Raw genomic sequence first — 14729 nt, forward strand, 5'->3', positions numbered from 1 at the left:
GAGCCGTCATCGCAGGAACGCGGCGGCGACGCCCGAGTCGACCGGGATGTGCAGGCCCGTGGTGCGCGTGAGCTCCGGGCCGGTCAGCACGTAGACGGCGTCGGCGACGTTCTCGGGGACGACCTCGCGCTTGAGGATCGTCCGGTTCGCGTAGAACTGGCCGAGATCCTTCTCCTCGACGCCGTACGTCGCGGCGCGGTTGGCGCCCCAGCCCGCGGCGAAGATGCCCGAGCCGCGGACCACGCCGTCGGGGTTGATGCCGTTGACCTTGACACCGTGCTCGCCGAGTTCGACCGCCAACAGCCGCACCTGGTGGGCCTGGTCGGCCTTCGTCGCCGAGTACGCGATGTTGTTCGGACCGGCGAAGACGGAGTTCTTCGACGAGATGTAGATCACGTCACCGCCCATGCCCTGCTCGATGAGCGCCTTCGCGGCGGCCTTCGAGACCAGGAACGAGCCCTTGGCCATCACGTCGTGCTGCAGGTCCCAGTCCTTCTCGGTGGTCTCCAGCAGCGGCTTGGACAACGAGAGTCCCGCGTTGTTGACGACGAGGTCGATGCCGCCGAAGGCCAGCAGGGTGGCATCGATCGCGGCCTGCACTCCGGCGGCGTCGGCGACGTTCGCGGCGACGCCGATCGCGACATCCGTGCCGCCGAGCTCGGCGGCGGCCGCCTGCGCCTTCTCCAGGTCGAGGTCGGCGACGACGACGCAGGCGCCCTCGGCGGCGAGCCGGGTGGCGATGGCCTTTCCGATGCCGGATGCTGCGCCCGTGACGAACGCGATACGGCCCTGGTGCGTCTTGGGCTTGGGCATGCGCTGCAGCTTCGCCTCCTCCAGCGCCCAGTACTCGATGTTGAACTTCTCGGCGTCGCTGATCGGGGAGTACGTCGAGAGCGACTCGGCACCGCGCATCACGTTGATCGCGTTGAGGTAGAACTCACCGGCCACGCGGGCGGTCTGCTTGTTCGCCCCGTACGAGAACATCCCGACGCCCGGAACCAGCACGATGAGCGGGTCCGCGCCACGGATCGCGGGCGAATCGGCCGTCGCGTGCGCGTCGTAGTAGGCCTGGTAGTCGGCGCGATACTCGTCGTGCAGTTCCTTGAGGCGCGCGATCGAATCCTCGACCGAGGCATTGGCGGGCAGGTCGAGCAGCATCGGCTTGACCTTGGTGCGCAGGAAGTGATCGGGGCAGCTCGTGCCGAGCGCCGCCAGGCGGGGTGCATTCTCGGACGCGAGGAACTCCAGCACCCGCGCGTCGTCGGTGAAGTGCCCAACCATCGCCTTGTCGCGGGAAGCGATCCCGCGGATCGTCGCAACCAGCGCGGCCGCCTTCACGTGGCGCTCGTCTTCGCCCAGGGCGCCGAACCCCTCGCGCGCCGCACCGAAGGGCTCGGCCTTGCCGTTCGCATCGATGTAGGACTGCGCGGTCTCGATGATCCACAGCGAGTTGGCCTCGGCCGCCTCGGAGCTCTCGCCCCACGCCGTGATGCCGTGGCCGCCGAGGATCGTGCCGATCGCCTGCGGGTTCGCCTTCTTGATCTCGGCGATGTCGAGGCCCAGCTGGAAGCCGGGACGACGCCACGGCACCCAGACGACCTTGTCGCCGAAGATCTTCGTCGTGAGCGCTTCGCCGTCCGCAGCGGTCGCGATCGCGATGCCCGAGTCTGGGTGCAGGTGATCGACGTGCGCGGCGTCGACGAGGCCGTGCATCGCCGTGTCGATCGACGGCGCCGCCCCGCCCTTGCCGTGCAGGGTGTAGTCGAACGCCGCGACCATCTCGTCCTCGCGGTCCACACCCGGGTAGACGTCCACCAGCGAGCGGAACCGGTCCAGGCGCAGGACCGCCAGGCCCGACTCCTTCAGGGTTCCCAGGTCACCGCCGGAGCCCTTGACCCAGAGCAGCTCGACGGGCTCGCCCGTCACCGGGTCGATGTCGGTGCCCTTGGCGGAGGTGTTGCCGCCGGCGTAGTTCGTGTTCTTGGGATCGGCGCCGAGGCGGTTGGATCGGTCGATCAGCTGCTGTGCGGTCTCGTTCGTCATGATCAGGCACCCCATCCGGCCTGCACGCCGCCGACGCGCTCGGCTTCGATCTTCTCCTGATAGCCCGATGCCGCGAAGGCGGCCATCGGATCGGCCGGCAGTCCCCGGCTCTCGCGCCATTCCGCCAGGGCGGGACGCACGTCGGTGTAGAAGGCGTCGTTGAACACGGCGTTCGCCGCGAGGACGTCGCCGGCGATCTGGGCGGCACGCAGGGCGTCGGTGTCCACGAGCAGCGCGCGCGCCGTCATCTCCTGGACGTTGAGCACCGAGCGGATCTGGCCAGGGATCTTCTTCTCCACGTTGTGGCACTGGTCGAGCATGAACGCCACGTCGGGGTTGTTCAGCCCGCCGCCGCGGATCACCTCGAAGAGGATGCGGAACAACTGGAACGGGTCCGCGGCCCCGACGATCAGGTCGTCGTCGGCGTAGAAGCGCGAGTTGAAGTCGAACGAGCCCAGCTTCCCGAGGCGCAGCAGCTGCATGACGATGAACTCGATGTTCGTGCCGGGCGCGTGGTGGCCGGTGTCCAGGCACACGAGCGCGCGCTCGCCGAGCGCCGAGACCTGCACGTAGGACGTTCCCCAGTCGGGGACATCGGTGTGGTAGAACGACGGCTCGAAGAACTTGTACTCCAGCACCAGGCGCTGCTCGCCGGTCAGGCGGGCGTAGATCTCCTGCAGCGACTCGTGCAGCCGGTCCTGGCGTCCGCGCAGGTCCGCCTGACCGGGGTAGTTCGAGCCCTCGGCGAGCCAGATCTTGAGGTCGCGCGAGCCCGTGGCATCCATGATGTCGATGCACTCGAGGTGGTGGTCGATGGCCTTGCGACGGACGGCGGCGTCCTCGTGGGTGAGGGCGCCGAACTTGTAGTCGTCGTCCTGGAAGGTGTTGGAATTGATCGTGCCGAGCTCGACACCGAGATCCTGGGCGTAGCTGCGAAGGCCCGCGTAGTCGTCCACCTTGTCCCAGGGGATGTGCAGAGCCACGCTCGGGGCCAGCGCGGTGACGCGGTTGACCTCGGCGGCGTCCGCGATCTTCTCGAACGGGTCGCGGGGGGTGCCGGGCGTGGTGAACACCTTGAAGCGGGTGCCGGAGTTGCCGAACGCCCACGAGGGCAGTTCGATGCCCTGCGCGGCGAGCTGGGATTGTACGTCTGGGGACAACGTGGTCATGAGGGCGTGCTTTCTGTGAGCTGGTCGTGCAGGTTGAAGACTTCGGTCAGGGGTGCGGCGGCCTGGTCGGGCCGACCTTCGAGGCCGACGAAGAAGCGGCTCATCTCGGCCTCCCACCGCGCGGCGATCGGGGAAGCGGCGAGGTAGGCCCGCGCGGCCGCGTCGTCGTCGGTCTCGTAGTAGCCGATCAGCTGTCCACCCTCGCCGAGGAACAGCGAATAGTTGCGACGGCCGGCAGCGGCGATCTCGGCGAGCATCTCGGGCCAGACAGGGGAGTGGCGGCGCAGGTACTCGTCGAGGAGGTCGGGCTTCACGCGCAGCTGGAAGCAGACGCGACTGGGCGCGGGTGCGGGCTGAGTCGGGCTCGTCATCGAGTTCTTCCTCCAGGATCTCGGCCGTGATCGGCTGGAATGAATCGTTTCAAAGATTCTTCCGGAACGCAAGCCACCGCTACGGTATCCCTCACGCCCACTCGATGAGGAGATTCCATGGAGCAGCACGAGCGAGCCCTCGACGCGTATCTGGAAACCGTGCGCGAGGAGCCCGGCGTGCTCGCCGTGGTCGTCGTCGGCTCCGTCGCCCGAGGTCAGGAGCGCCCCGATTCCGACGTGGACGTGTACCTCGTCGTGGACGATGAGCATTTCGCAGCAGCATCCGAGTCCGACCGCTTCGCCTGGATCGATCGTGCAGGGCTGGACTACCCCGGCTCGTACATCGATGTGAAGCTCGCCAGCCCCGGCTACCTCGAGGCCGCCGCCGAGCGCGCCGATGACCCGACCCGCGCATCGTTCGCGGGCGCCCGTGTCGCGTTCTCCCGCTTGGCCGGCCTCGAATCCCTGCTCGCGCGGATCGTCCTGCTGCCCGATGAGGTGTGGGCGACGCGCATCCGCTCCAACGTCGCCCAGGCGCGCCTGTACGGCGGCTACTTCCTGCCGCAGGCGGTCGAGCGCGGCGATGCGTTCCTTCGCCAGCATGCCGGTCTCCACCTCGCGCTGGCCGCGGCCCGCGCAGCCCTCGCGGCGGGGCGCGTCCTCCACCAGGGCCCGAAGTACATCTCGCATCTCGTCCGCACGGTTCCCACACCCGACGGATTCGTCTCGGCGTGGCAGGCGGTGCTCGATCACCCCGAAATCGAGAACGCGAGGGTCTTGATGGGACTCGTCGACACCTGGCTCGACGAGGACCTCTCGCCCGACGACGCGCTCTCGGTCTTCATCCGCGACAACGAGCTCGCCTGGCTGCGCGGGACCATCCCGACCGAGTTCTGGTGATGCCCCCGCGAGCACGGGGCGTCCTCACGCGCGATCGGCGAGACTGCGCTCGATAACCCGCGACGCGGCCCTGCCGCCGGCGCGGACAGCGCGTGATGACGATCTCGCCCGCAGCTCGGGTCGCACCTGTCGATGCGCTGCGACGGTGCGGCCACCGCGGATGCGCTCCAGCAGCAGGTCGATCGCGATCTCGCCCATCGTCTCGCCGAACTGCGTGACGCTCGTCAGCGAGACGAGCGGGTGACTGGCGATGCGGATGTCGTCGTATCCGACGACGGAGACATCATCGGCGGTCATCCCCAGCTCTGCGATCGCGCGGAGGGTGTCGATGGCAAGACTGTCGTTGCCGGCGAAGATCGCCGTGATGCTCGGGTCGGTGAGCAGCAGGTCTTTCGCCGTGCGATACGGTTCATCGCGCCGATTGCCGGTCTCCACGACGAAGGGCTCCAGACCGCGTCTTGCGAGTGTCGTCTCATACGCCATCCGGCGGAGGGAGTGCGGTGGCATGGCGTCCGGCCGGTCCCTCTGATTCCCCACCGTCAGGTGTGCGATGCGGGTGTGGCCGAGATCGAGCAGATGATCGACCAGCAGCGTGGCGCCGGCCTCATCGTCATCGGTGAGGGTGTCGTAGTTTGTGGAATGATCGTGCCGGCCGATCAGCACGATCGGGAGGTCGCGAGCCAGCTCCTCGAGCCATTCCGGCTCGACCTGCGGGGCGATCGCGATGATGCCGTCGACACTGCGGTCGGCCAGACTCTCGAGCACCCGTGTCCCGTTCGCTCCGCCTCGTTCCGGAGCGATGATGAGCTGATACTCGGACGTAGCCAGCCGTGAGGTGGCTCCATCCATGATCTGGGTGAAGAAGTCGATGTCGAGGTTCGGGATCTCCATGCCGATGCTGAAGCTCGAGCCTCGCATGGCCCGCGCGGCGATACTCGGCCGATAGCCGAGTTCCGCAATGGCAGCCTCCACACGTGCGCGCATCGCCGGACTCAAGCCGTACGCGTTGCGGATGACTTTCGAGACGGAGCCCTTCGAGACCCCGGCGACCCGGGCCACATCATCCATGGACGGCCGGCGACGCGGTGGCGTCGTGCGCGCTTCGCCCATGAGGACCGCCCCTTCGTCGTCGAGTCAGGCTCACAGTATCAGTCGTCGCGTCAACCGGTTCACAACAATTTTCGTAAACCGGTTGACGCGTCCGACCAGCATGCGTTACGTTCTGACTGCCGATCGGATGAAACGTGTCAATCGGCATACGCAATCGCATTCCCAGCACTACATGCAGCTTTTACGAGGAGGTAAATGCAATGTCCCATGGTTCCAAGAAAGCCCTCGCGGTCTTCGCGATCGCGGCGGTCGGCAGCGTGGCGCTGGCCGCGTGCAGCGGCGGCGGCGGAGGGTCATCCGACGGCAGCGTCGAGATCAGCTATCTGACGCAGAGCGACGACGCCAACACCGCGCAGGCGAAGGCGCTCATCGCCGCCTTCGAAGAGGCGAATCCCGACATCACCGTCAAGCTCGAGACGCAGCCCGGCGGTACCGAGGGTGACAACCTGATGAAGACGAAGCTCTCGACCGACTCCATGAACGACGTCTTCCACTACAACACCGGTTCACTTCTGCAGGCGCTCAACCCCGACCAGACGCTGGTCGACCTCAGCGATCAGGACTGGGTCGCCGACCTGACCGACGACTTCAAGACCGTCGTCTCGACAGACAACGGGCTGTACGGCGCGCCGTGGGGCACGTCGTTCGCCGGAGCGGTGCTCTACAACAAGAAGGTCTACGAGTCGCTCGGTCTCGAGGTGCCGACCACGTGGGACGAGTTCATCGCCAACAGCGAGAAGATCAAGTCGGACGGTGGGGGGGTCGCTCCGATCCTGCAGTCCTTCGGCGACACCTGGACGAGCCAGCTGTTCGTGCTCGGCGACTTCGCCAACGTCTCGGCGGTCAACCCCGACTGGGCCGAGGAGTACACCGCGAACGACCCCAACGCGAAGTACGTCGAGGAGCCGGCGCTGGCCGGATTCACGCACGGCGCAGAGGTGTTCGAGAAGGGCCTCCTGAACGAGGACTTCGCCTCGATGACCAACGCGCAGGCGATGAACGCCCTCGCCGAAGGCACCGGAGCCCAGTACCCGATGCTGTCGGCGACGATCTCGCAGGTGCAGCAGGACAACCCCGATCTGGTCGAGGACATCGGCGTGTTCGCGCTGCCGGCAGACGACGCCGCCGACACCTCCATCACGATGTGGCAGCCCAACGGCATCTACATCGCCAAGAGCGCAGAGGGCGACAAGCTCGAGGCCGCCAAGAAGTTCGTGGCGTTCGCCAACTCCGACGACGGATGCCAGGTGCAGAACGAGGGCGGCTCGATCGCGGGACCGTATGTCACCAGCGCCTGCACCCTGCCCGACGACGTGCCCGGTCTCGTCAATGACATCCAGGCCTACTTCGACTCCGGCAAGACCGGATCGGCGCTCGAGTTCCTCTCCCCGATCAAGGGACCGAACCTCGAGAACATCACCGTCGCCGTGGGCTCCGGGATCACCGGTGCCGAAGACGGCGCCGCGCAGTACGACGAGGACGTGAAGAAGCAGGCCCAGCAGCTCGGACTCGAGGGCTGGTGAGGCCCGATCCCATCTGCTGAGATCGGATGATCCGAGGGCCGGCGGCGGGCAGCCGCCGCCGGCCCTTCTTCACAAGGGAGTGATACATGACCACCGCAGTCGCCTCGCCGGAGACGGCATCGGCCAAGAACGCCGGCCGACCGCCTGGGCGAGCCCGAAAGGGCATCAAGAGCCCGTACCCATCCTGGTTCTACATCCCGGCCGCCGTGCTGTTCATCGTGTTCTTCGCGGTGCCCACGTTCGCCTCGTTCTACTTCTCGCTGACCCGCTGGACGCTGTTCGACGTCCAGTTCATCGGCTTCGAGAACTTCGTGCAGTTCTTCCAGGAGCCTCAGCTCGTCCAGGGCTTCGTGAACACCTTCATCTACGGCTTCGTCACCTCGGCCGCCAAGGTCGTGCTGGGCCTCGCGCTCGCGCTGCTGCTGACCGGTCCGACCCTCGGGCGGGGCTACCTGCGCGCTGTCATCTTCTTTCCCGTGCTCGTCTCCACGATCGGCGTCGGCCTGACGTTCAAGGCGCTGCTGGATCCGTTCCATGGCGTGGTCAACAACGTCCTCGGCTTCCTGAACCTGCCCGAGCCGGGCTGGTACACCGATCCGAACCTCGCCCTGCTCACCGTCGCCGGTGTGGACATCTGGAAGGGCGTCGGCATCGCGACGCTCATCTTCATGGCCGGTATCGTCGCGATCCCGGGCGAATACTTCGAGGCCGCTCGCATGGACGGCGCCGGCGCATGGTCGATCTTCCGCACGATCACCCTGCCGCTGGTTCGGCCCGCGACGGCGACCGTCATCATCCTCTCCCTCATCGGCGGCCTGCGGGAGTTCGCGATGATCTGGGCGATGACCAAGGGCGGCCCCGGGTTCAGCAGCGATGTCATCGCCTCAGTCATCTACAAGCAGTACCAGGCCGGCTTCTTCGGTCTGTCCACCGCGGGCAACGTCATCCTGTTCGTCGTCGTCACGGCGATCATGGTGCCGGTGTCGTGGTTGCTGAACCGAAGGGAGGCGGAACTGTGACCGTCACCGAGACCCTGACCACCGCCGACGCACGCGGCCTGCGAGGGAGCCGTCGACCGAAGCAGGACCGTCGCCCGATGACCCTGCGCCGCTGGCTGCGCAAGTACCTGGTCGGGATCATCGCGATCATCGTCTCCTTCGTTGTCTTCCTGGTGCCGTTCATCTTCGTCTTCCTCCAGGCGTCGAAGACCTCCAAGGAGGCCGGTCTGGTGGAGTTCAGCCTGCCCACGGAGTGGCAGTTCTGGCCGAACTTCCTCGAGACGGTGCAGAAGAACGACTACCAAGTCCTCTGGGCATTCCTGTGGACCGCGATCATCACGGTCTTCAGCTGCGCCATCATGGTCGTTTTCGCGGCGATGGTCGGCTACGTCCTGCAGCGGAAGCGCTCACGGCTCAACCCGGTCATCAACTTCTTCGTGCTCGCTGCGCTGATCGTTCCGCCGGCAGTCGTGCCGACGATCTGGGTGCTGCAGTCCGTCGGACTCTTCAAGACCATTCCCGGCATGATCCTGATCGAGGCGACGTTCGGCCTCGCGTTCTGCATCCTGCTGTTCCGGGCGTTCGTGGCCACGATCCCCAAGGAACTCGACGAGGCCGCCATCATCGACGGTGCCGGGCCGATGCGGCTGTTCTTCACCGTCGTGCTGCCGTTGCTCAAGCCGGTCATCGTCACCGTCATCGTCGTCCAGGCGGTGTTCGTCTACGGCGACTTCCAGAATCCGCTGTACTTCCTGCCGGGGAACGACTACCCCACGGTCCAGCTCGGGCTCTACAACTTCCAGAGCCAGACGGTGAGTCAGTTCAACCTGCTGTTCATGTACATCCTGCTCACGACCATTCCCCCGCTCATCATGTACATCTTCTTCAACCGGCAGATCGTGGCCGGTATGACCAGCGGCGCCATCAAGGGCTGACCGCGATCGCTCTGTCGTCGACAGGGTCATCGACCCTGTCGACGACTGGCGTGAGCAGTCATGCCCCTCCCGTGCCGCCGCCGCACATCACAACCGAAAGGACCCCCACATGTCCGACCTCCCCGAGCCCACCGCCACCGACGCGGCGACGCGAGTCACCGGGCTGCGCTCCGCCTTCGGGCGGGACCTGATCGGCACGCCGCTGCGCGGTCTGCGCCTGTCGTGGTCGGCGACCAGTGACGATCCGCAGGCGCGGCAGGAGGGCTACCAACTCGCCGTGTCCGCGGACGGCGCCTCGTGGAACGTACAGGACGAGGTCGCAGGGAACGCCTCGATCGGGATCCGGGAGGCGCGGGACTTCGCGCCGCGTGAAGTGCGCCACTATACGGTGCGGATCCGCACCGGTGCGGGCTGGAGCGCCTGGAGCGAGCCGCTCGTCGTCGAAGCCGGCGTGCCCGGCGCCGACCTGGCCGCCCAGATCGTCGGCATCCCGAGCGAGATCGGCGGCCCGGTCCCCCTGCTGCGTCGCACCTTCACGCTCGATCAAGCGCCCACGAGAGCACGCCTTCGCTTGAGCGCGCTCGGCCTGGTGGATGCCTGGATCAACGGCGTCCGCGTCTCGGACGCCCTGCTCACCCCCGGCTGGACCTCCTACCAGGAGCGCATCCTCGTCGACACGGCCGATGTCACCGATCTGCTGCGCGAAGGCGAGAACGTGATCGTGGCCGCTGTGGGCGACGGATGGTATCGCGGTCACTTCGGCTTCGCCTATCGCAAGGCGATCTACGGCGACCGCTCCGGCGTCCTGGCGCAGCTGGAGATCACCGGTGCCGACGGCTCCGAGACCACGATCGTCACCGATGACTCGTGGCGCGGCGGGTTCGGTGCGGTGCGATCTGCAGGCATCTACGAGGGCACCGTCATCGACCAGAACCTCGAGGCCGTCGGCGTGCACCAAGCCGGCTTCGACGACAGCGGCTGGGTTGCGGCATCCGCTCTGGAAGCGGATCTCTCGCGCTTCGAACCGCGCGGGGCCGCGCCTGTGCGGGTGATCCAAGAGCGGCCGATGTCGATCGAGCAGAAGAACGACCGCGTGCTGCTGGATTCCGGACAGAACATCTCGGGCTGGGTCCGCCTCGTCGTGCGCGGCTCGGCTGGAGATGTCGTCACGGTGCGCCATGCCGAGGTCCTCGAACCGTCCGGTGCCCTGCACACGGTCGCGCTGCGCAAAGCCAAGGCCACCGACGTCTACACGCTCGCCTCGGACGGCGAGCACGTCCTCGAACCGGTGTTCACCTTCCACGGCTTCCGGTACTCCGACGTGGTCACCGATGCCGAGGTCGTCTCGGCGACCGCGATCGCCGTCTCGAGCGATCTGGCGGCGCGCGGAACGTTCCGCTCCTCCGATGCGGCGCTGGACCAGTTCCACTCGAACGTGCTGTGGTCGCAGCGCGACAATTTCGTGTCGGTGCCCACCGACTGCCCGCAGCGCGACGAGCGCCTCGGCTGGACCGGTGACGCCCAGGCGTTCGCGGCGACCGCGAACACCCTGCTGGACACCGAGGCGTTCTGGGTGTCGTGGCTGCGCGACCTCGAGATCGACCAGACCGATGAGGGCGGGGTCGCCTCGGTCGTTCCCGACATCATCCGCTACGAGGACATGCTGATGGGCGGGGCGCCGACCGACAACATGGGCAGGGCCGGATGGGCGGATGCCGCGACGATCGTGCCCCTCGCCGTGTACGAGTCCTACGGCAGCACGGAGGTGCTCGAGCGGCAGCTGGACAGCATGCGTCGCTGGGTGGCGCACCTGCGTCGGCGCGCCGGCGAGGATGTCGTCCTGCCGACCGAGCCGTTCCAGTACGGCGACTGGCTCGATCCCGACGCACCCGCGGCCCGGCCGTGGGAGGCCAAGGTGGACAGCGATTACGTCGCGAACGCGTTCTACGTCCACTCGACACGGCTGCTGGCGCAGGCGGAGCGGATCGTCGGCGACGCGGATGCCGCCGCGGACTACGACGACCTCGCCGACCGGGTCGCTCAGGCGACCTGGGAGCGCTGGGGTGAGGAGGCGGTGTCCACGCAGACCGGCGCCGCACTCGCGCTGGAGTTCGATCTCGCGCCGAGCGAGCGCCGTGCAGGGATCGCCACCGACCTCGCGGCCAACGTCGTCGCCGCCGAGGGCCGGATCTCCACCGGCTTCCTCGGCACGCCGCTGGTGCTGTTCGCGCTGTCGAACAACGGACACGTGGCCGAGGCCTACCGCATGCTGCTGCGTCACGACGCACCGTCCTGGCTCTACCAGGTCGACCGCGGTGCCACCACGGTCTGGGAGCGCTGGGATGCCATCAAGCCCGACGGCTCGATCCACGGCGGCGATATGGACGCCGGCAACAGCAGCGGAGAGAGCGGCGGCATGCTCTCGTTCAACCACTACGCCTACGGCGCGATGATCGACTGGGTCTACCGCACGGTGGCTGGGCTCGCGCCGGATGCCGCTGACCCGGGATACCGCACGGTGCACGTGGCTCCACGCCCGTCGACCGGCATCGACCGCGCTGCCGCGACCATCGCCACCGGCCTGGGCGAGCTCGGCATCGACTGGTCGCTCACCGAGGGTGCGCTGGAGGCCACGCTCACCGTTCCGTTCGGCGCTCGGGCGCTGCTGGAGCTGCCGACCACCGCCGAATCCGTCGTGACCGTCGACGATGGTCCCGCGCCCGACGAGCTCGGCCACGGTATCCACCGCATCCGCGTCACCGCTCCGGCGGTCGCCGGCGCCGAAGGCTGACCCGCAGCACCCCCACCATCGCCCGCCGCAGGACCTGCGCCTGCGCCCGGTCCGCACGAAGACCGATCGAAGGAGATCAACGTGAGCACGCCCGCCGTCACCCGCATCAGCACCGACGCGCCGTACCGCAGCGACACGGTCGCCACACCCGAGCCCCCGTTGGGCTGGATCGTGGTGACCGACGCGAACGACTGGATGCAGGCCTCGGCCGAACTCGAGCTCACGCGCCCGTCCGGGATCGAGACGCACACGGTGCAGGGTTGGGATTCCACGCGGGTGGCGTGGCCGTTCGCGCCGCTCCTGCCGCGCGAGGATGCCTCGCTCCGCGTCCGGGTCACGGGCACCGACGGTCTCGAGGGGACGTGGAGCGAGCCGCGTCGGATCTTCGCCGGCTTCCTCGCGGCGCGGGAGTGGACCGCCACCGCGATCGGTCTGCCCGACCCGGAGGGGATCGCGCAGCCCGCCGTCCTGCGGACCGAATTCGACGTGGCGGGCGACGTGGTGCGAGCGACGCTCTACGCCACCGCGGTCGGCGTCTATCAGGCGGCGGTCAACGGCTCGGACGTCGACGACCAGGTGATGAAGCCGGGGTGGACGCCGTACGCTGCGCGGACCATCCACGAGACCACCGATGTCACCGCGCTGCTGGTGCCGGGGCGCAACGCGCTGGGCATCCGCCTCGCAGGTGCGTGGGCGACCGAGTTCTTCGGCTTCCGCGAGAACGCGCGGCCGCAGTACGGTTCCCAGCCGCGGGTCGCCGCCCAGCTCGTGATCGACTACGCCGACGGCTCGTCCGACACCGTGATCAGCGACGAGTCGTGGCGGGTTGCCACCGGCCCGCTCGTGGCAAGCGGCCTGTACCAGGGCGAGACGTACGACGCCCGCATCGACGTGGACGGCTTCGCCGCCCCGGGCTTCGACGACTCGGCGTGGGCCGCGGCCGCTCCCGGTGACGCATTCCCGGCGCCCGAGGCTCGGACCTCGCCGTTCGTGCGCCGCATCCAGGAGCTTCCCGTCCAGGAAGTGATCACCACACCGGCGGGCAAGACCGTCCTCGATTTCGGCCAGAATCTCGTCGGGCGGCTGCGCATCCGCGTCTCCGGCCCGGCCGGCACGACGATCACGCTGCGCCACGCCGAGGTCCTCGAGCACGGCGAGCTCGGCACGCGCCCGCTGCGGGCCGCCGCTGCCACGGACCTCTACACGCTCGCGGGGAGCGGCGTCGAGGAGTGGGAGCCGGAGTTCACCTTCCACGGGTTCCGCTACGCGGAGATCGATGGGTGGCCGGGCGACTTCGATCCGGCCGACGTCACCGCGGTCGTGATCCACAGCGACATGGAGCGCACGGGGTGGTTCGAGACGTCGCATCCGCTCGTCTCCCAGCTGCACGAGAACATCGTGTGGGGCCTGCGCGGCAACTTCCTGTACCTGCCCACCGACTGCCCGCAGCGCGACGAGCGGCTGGGGTGGACCGGAGACATCCAGGTGTTCGCGCCGACGGCGAGCTTCCTCTACGACGTGCGCGGATTCCTCGACTCGTGGCTGGTCGACCTCGCGATCGAGCAGGAGGTCGGCGACGGCGTCGTGCCCTTCGTGGTGCCCAACGTGCTGGGGCCCGCCCGCCCGGCGGCGGCCTGGGGCGACGCGGCGACGGTCGTGCCGTGGGTCCTGAACGAGCGCTACGGCGACGTCGCGACGCTGGAGCGCCAGTACCCGAGCATGCAGGCGTGGACCGACACGCTGCTGGATCTGGCCGGCGAGCGTCGGCTGTGGGAGGGCAGGTTCCAGTTCGGCGACTGGCTGGACCCCGACGCGCCGCCGGAGCAGCCGGCGAACGCGAAGACCGCCGGCGACATCGTCGCCAGCGCACACGTGTTCCTCTCGACGCACAACCTCGCCAGGGCGGCGACGCTGCTCGGCAGGACCGACGACGCCGAGCACTACGGACGCATCGCCGAAGAGGTCCGCGCGGCATTCCTCGCGGAGTACGTCACGCCCTCCGGGCGGATGGTCTCCGATGCCCAGACCGCCTACGCGATGGCCATCGTCTTCGGCATCGCGCCCGAGGAGCAGCACGGTGTGCTCGGTGCGCGCCTGGCCGAACTCACGCGTCGGAGCGGCTACCGCATCGGCACCGGCTTCGTCGGCACCCCGATCATCCAGGATGCGCTCACCCGCACCGGCCACGTAGCAACCGCGACCCGCCTGCTGACACAGACCGAGAATCCGTCGTGGCTGTATCCGGTGACGATGGGCGCGACCACGATCTGGGAGCGCTGGGACTCGATGCTGGAGGACGGCACGATCAACCCCGGTCAGATGACGTCGTTCAACCACTACGCGTTCGGCGCGATCGGCGACTGGCTTCATCGCGTTGTCGCCGGCCTCGCGCCGGCGGCGCCCGGCTATGCGCAGCTGCGCATCCAGCCCACCCCGATCGCCGGCTTCGACTCCGCCTCGGCCGAGCACCTCACCCCCTACGGCACGGCGCGCTCCGGCTGGCGCCGCGAGAACGGCCGCATCCGCATCGACGCCGTCGTCCCGGCCAATACGACGGCGATGGTCGTCCTGCCGGACGGCGCGACGCACGAGGTGGGCTCGGGCGCATACGAGTGGGATGCCGCGGACAGCGAGCCCGTGTCACCGCCGGCGACCGTCGGGCTGGCATCGAGCCTTGCCGCCATCGTCGATGACCCCGAGGCGTACGCCGCGGTGCTCGAGGTGCTCGAGGCCGGCAAGCCGGAGGCGGCGCGGACGATCCGCACCAAGACGCAATGGCTCGAGGGCCGCGATCTCGGCGAGTCGATCTCGAACATGGTCGGCCCTGACGTGCAGGATGCCGTCGCGCAACGCCTTGCGCAGCTGACGGCCGTTCGCTCCGGCGCCTGA

General features: G+C 68.2%; 10 protein-coding genes. 6 read left to right on the top strand and 4 right to left on the bottom strand.

The window, feature by feature from the left end; all coding sequences use genetic code 11:
* Positions 1 to 6: 6 nt before the first annotated feature.
* From BLT19_RS04330 to BLT19_RS04340, 3 genes are read right to left on the bottom strand one after another with little or no spacing between them, the layout of a single operon-like run.
* Positions 7 to 2043 carry a bifunctional aldolase/short-chain dehydrogenase gene (locus BLT19_RS04330; RefSeq protein WP_091493269.1) on the bottom strand — a complete coding sequence of 679 codons (2037 nt, stop codon included), beginning with the start codon at positions 2041 to 2043 and terminating at the stop codon, positions 7 to 9.
* Between the two features lie 2 nt (positions 2044 to 2045).
* On the bottom strand, positions 2046 to 3212 hold the full coding sequence (rhaI, locus tag BLT19_RS04335; RefSeq protein ID WP_091486962.1) for an L-rhamnose isomerase: 1167 nt from the start codon (positions 3210 to 3212) through the stop codon (positions 2046 to 2048).
* Positions 3209 to 3583, bottom strand: a complete 375-nt coding sequence (locus tag BLT19_RS04340) for an L-rhamnose mutarotase (RefSeq protein ID WP_091486964.1) — start codon at positions 3581 to 3583, stop codon at positions 3209 to 3211. Before BLT19_RS04340 ends, rhaI begins: the two co-directional genes overlap by 4 nt.
* Positions 3584 to 3700: 117 nt before the next feature.
* On the opposite strand from BLT19_RS04340, the gene BLT19_RS04345 reads away from it, so the two are divergent.
* Positions 3701 to 4483, top strand: a complete 783-nt coding sequence (locus BLT19_RS04345) for a nucleotidyltransferase domain-containing protein (RefSeq protein WP_091486967.1) — start codon at positions 3701 to 3703, stop codon at positions 4481 to 4483.
* Between the two features lie 24 nt (positions 4484 to 4507).
* Here the strand turns inward: BLT19_RS04345 and BLT19_RS04350 are convergent, their stop codons facing one another.
* Positions 4508 to 5551 carry a LacI family DNA-binding transcriptional regulator gene (locus tag BLT19_RS04350; RefSeq protein ID WP_197673021.1) on the bottom strand — a complete coding sequence of 348 codons (1044 nt, stop codon included), beginning with the start codon at positions 5549 to 5551 and terminating at the stop codon, positions 4508 to 4510.
* Between the two features lie 242 nt (positions 5552 to 5793).
* Between BLT19_RS04350 and BLT19_RS04355 the strand changes: the two genes are divergently transcribed.
* The 5 genes from BLT19_RS04355 to BLT19_RS04375 all read left to right on the top strand — a co-directional run bounded on the left by BLT19_RS04355 (position 5794) and on the right by BLT19_RS04375 (position 14729).
* On the top strand, positions 5794 to 7116 hold the full coding sequence (locus BLT19_RS04355; protein ID WP_091486971.1) for an ABC transporter substrate-binding protein: 1323 nt from the start codon (positions 5794 to 5796) through the stop codon (positions 7114 to 7116).
* 86 nt (positions 7117 to 7202) lie between these two features.
* Complete coding sequence (locus BLT19_RS04360; RefSeq protein WP_091486973.1) at positions 7203 to 8135, top strand: carbohydrate ABC transporter permease; 933 nt, start codon at positions 7203 to 7205, stop codon at positions 8133 to 8135.
* Positions 8132 to 9049 carry a carbohydrate ABC transporter permease gene (locus tag BLT19_RS04365; protein ID WP_231917787.1) on the top strand — a complete coding sequence of 306 codons (918 nt, stop codon included), beginning with the start codon at positions 8132 to 8134 and terminating at the stop codon, positions 9047 to 9049. Before BLT19_RS04360 ends, BLT19_RS04365 begins: the two co-directional genes overlap by 4 nt.
* Positions 9050 to 9158: 109 nt before the next feature.
* The gene (locus BLT19_RS04370; protein WP_091486975.1) at positions 9159 to 11840 is read left to right on the top strand and encodes an alpha-L-rhamnosidase; all 2682 of its coding nucleotides are present in this window, start codon (positions 9159 to 9161) and stop codon (positions 11838 to 11840) included.
* An 81-nt stretch (positions 11841 to 11921) separates the two neighbouring features.
* Complete coding sequence (locus tag BLT19_RS04375) at positions 11922 to 14729, top strand: family 78 glycoside hydrolase catalytic domain (RefSeq protein ID WP_091486978.1); 2808 nt, start codon at positions 11922 to 11924, stop codon at positions 14727 to 14729.

Origin of the sequence: Microbacterium pygmaeum, assembly GCF_900100885.1 — a bacterium.
GTDB classification, from domain to species: domain Bacteria; phylum Actinomycetota; class Actinomycetes; order Actinomycetales; family Microbacteriaceae; genus Microbacterium; species Microbacterium pygmaeum.

What these genes read in the sequence shown, in the direction of transcription:
- BLT19_RS04330 (WP_091493269.1), bottom strand. Translation starts at nt 2,043, where the DNA reads ATGACGAACGAGACCGCACAGCAGCTGATCGACCGATCCAACCGCCTC.
- rhaI (WP_091486962.1), bottom strand. Translation starts at nt 3,212, where the DNA reads ATGACCACGTTGTCCCCAGACGTACAATCCCAGCTCGCCGCGCAGGGC.
- BLT19_RS04340 (WP_091486964.1), bottom strand. Translation starts at nt 3,583, where the DNA reads ATGACGAGCCCGACTCAGCCCGCACCCGCGCCCAGTCGCGTCTGCTTC.
- BLT19_RS04345 (WP_091486967.1), top strand. Translation starts at nt 3,701, where the DNA reads ATGGAGCAGCACGAGCGAGCCCTCGACGCGTATCTGGAAACCGTGCGC.
- BLT19_RS04350 (WP_197673021.1), bottom strand. Translation starts at nt 5,551, where the DNA reads ATGGATGATGTGGCCCGGGTCGCCGGGGTCTCGAAGGGCTCCGTCTCG.
- BLT19_RS04355 (WP_091486971.1), top strand. Translation starts at nt 5,794, where the DNA reads ATGTCCCATGGTTCCAAGAAAGCCCTCGCGGTCTTCGCGATCGCGGCG.
- BLT19_RS04360 (WP_091486973.1), top strand. Translation starts at nt 7,203, where the DNA reads ATGACCACCGCAGTCGCCTCGCCGGAGACGGCATCGGCCAAGAACGCC.
- BLT19_RS04370 (WP_091486975.1), top strand. Translation starts at nt 9,159, where the DNA reads ATGTCCGACCTCCCCGAGCCCACCGCCACCGACGCGGCGACGCGAGTC.